Annotated in this window: 3 protein-coding genes; 1 reads left to right on the forward strand and 2 read right to left on the reverse strand. The window is 21.1% G+C overall.

Translation table 11 applies throughout. The annotated features are described in order from the left end of the window. Window positions 1–185, forward strand: a 185-nt coding sequence (locus tag OC705_RS02460; RefSeq protein ID WP_304514062.1) for a hypothetical protein, incomplete at its 5' end; no start/stop codon positions are given. A 7-nt stretch (window positions 186–192) separates the two neighbouring features. On the opposite strand, the gene OC705_RS02465 is transcribed toward OC705_RS02460, so the two are convergent. Both OC705_RS02465 and OC705_RS02470 read right to left on the reverse strand, forming a co-directional pair. Further along, window positions 193–759 (reverse strand): hypothetical protein, encoded by a 567-nt coding sequence (locus OC705_RS02465; protein WP_304512684.1) that lies wholly within the window; start codon window positions 757–759, stop codon window positions 193–195. A 57-nt stretch (window positions 760–816) separates the two neighbouring features. Continuing rightward, window positions 817–1,551: a hypothetical protein gene (locus OC705_RS02470; RefSeq protein WP_304512683.1), complete on the reverse strand. Its 735-nt coding sequence runs from the start codon at window positions 1,549–1,551 to the stop codon at window positions 817–819. Window positions 1,552–2,332 lie beyond the last annotated feature (781 nt).

Consider the following 2,332-nt stretch of genomic DNA (forward strand, 5'->3'; position numbering starts at 1 on the left):
GACCAATTTTAAAATTGGTCTTTATTATTAATTCTTTTCTTTATTTTTTATTCAATGTTATCACTGTAACCTCTTCATTTGGTTGTTTAGTGAACGGGGAAAAGTTCGCTGATTGTAAAGATGCTGACGAATTATTACGAAAATATGGCTTCGAAACTTATCAAAAAGTTTATTTAAAATCTTAATATTTTTTTAAGCATTAATATCCTTAAAATTTTTATTATAAAGCAGTTTATTATCATGAATCCGGATATAAATAGTGTTCGGATTAATATAATCTTTATACATTTGATCTATTTTACTTAATTGTTCAAAAAAAGAATTTTCCGGATTCCACAAAGTAATACAAAGCTTATCGCTCATAATTTGTCTCATATGTCCTCCCGCATAACTGACATTCGCCAATTTTTGATTACAACCGAAAAAAAATATCTTTTTCTCTTCTTTAAAAACTTTTGATATTGTAAAATTTTTAAAAACATCAACTTCATAGGTATCATCATAATTTTTTTTAGAAAAATCAAATTTACCATTCATAAAATTAAAAGGACGATTAATTAAATCTAAAAAAGAAAAAATAAATTGGGTTTTGCCAATGTTTTTAGGACCTTCAATAGCAATACTTCGACAACGATGATTATATTTTCTTTTCGGAGATTTAATCGCCAGTTGTTCAATAATATTTCTCATAATAAAAATTAAATCAGGATTATCCAGATTAAAAGAACGTAAATGATACTCAGACCAAGTATTTTTCATAAATATAAATCCTCATTTTCTACAAATTTAACTATCATCTTATTATAAATATTTTAATCAAGCAAAATTACAAAAATAATACATTTCAGTATCAATCGTTTTAATTAAAAATTTAATAAAATTATAAGCCAACTTACCTACTAAAATAGATTTGTCTAATGAATAATCAAAAGCATAAATATAACAACAATTTTGTAAATCATCAAATTTAAAATTAAAAGTTAAACGCCACCTCAAACGATCAATATCAGTTTGTACACCAGAAAGATCGCGAAATTTTTTTTCATGCCAAAATCTTATAAATTTTTCTAAATCCGGAAAATCAATCACTAAAATTGCTAATCTTAAACAATCTTGAAAAATATTTCTAATTCGCGAACTTCCTGATCCTGAACCGTGAAAACCGGGATCAAAAATACTAATTAAAGGGCTTAAACTTTCATTCTTATCCGGAAGATAATCATTTACTATTAAAGCTGATTCACGATTATAACCATTTAAAAAACTATAAAACCTTTCGCGAGAATAAAATTTCCAAGTTAATTTACATTCTTCATAACTAGGAGAAAACAAAGAAGTTATAAAAAAATTTCTTAAATAAGTACTTCTTTGTAATTTGACTAAAGTTTTAGCAAAAACCAATTTATCAATTTTATCAGAAAGACCACTAATTAAAACTCTAATTAAATAAATTCCTGGATCGGCGAATAATTTTAAATTTTTTTCAATATTAGCCAATTTATCTTCTCTAGTTTTTTCTAATTTATCAACTTTAAAATTTTCTATTTTCATTTTAATCTTCCTCTAAAATTTTATTTAAAAAAATTTTTTGAAAATTTAACATTTAATATCGAAATATATCATCTTTTAATATTTTTGTTTAATAAATTTTTATCTTTATTAACTAAAATATAATATTAAAAAAGATTTAAAAAACCTATCTAAGTTAATTTTTAGATTAATATATTTTGTATTTTTGACGCATTTATATATTATTTAAACATTTTTTTAATGAAAACAACACTATTAATAATTAATTATTTTAAATAATCTTTAATTTGAGTGCATTCCGAGAAGGAGCAAATCTAGAATTAAAATTTTTTAGTTGAATTAAAATTATAAAATTAAGCATATTTAATTAAATTGTTTAATTATTAAAACTTTCTTATAATGAATTTTTATCAAGAAAAATTCCAAATCCTGCAAAAACTCGAAACAATGTAAATGTAATATAAATAATCTGTTGTTATCCTTAATATAAATAGAAAAAATTAGTTTTCTATAACTTTTTTTTATTAATATAAAACAAATTAAATTTATCTTTTTTTGGATATTTCAATTTATTTTTTTTATTTTTTCTGTTAAATTTTTAAATTTGTTTTCAAAAATATTTGGAAGATTATCTATTTTTAATAATTATTTCAATTTAATTTTATTATAAAATATTCAATTCTATCAACCGATTATCAATAAATAATGATAAAAATTTATTTCATCATTATTTTGTTTAAACATTTCTTTCTTAAAGTTATATAATAGTGGTATATTCAAATTTCCAAATTTGATAATAATA

The sequence above is a fragment of the Candidatus Phytoplasma fabacearum genome (assembly GCF_030586805.1).
Taxonomy (GTDB): domain Bacteria; phylum Bacillota_I; class Bacilli_A; order Acholeplasmatales; family Acholeplasmataceae; genus Phytoplasma; species Phytoplasma fabacearum.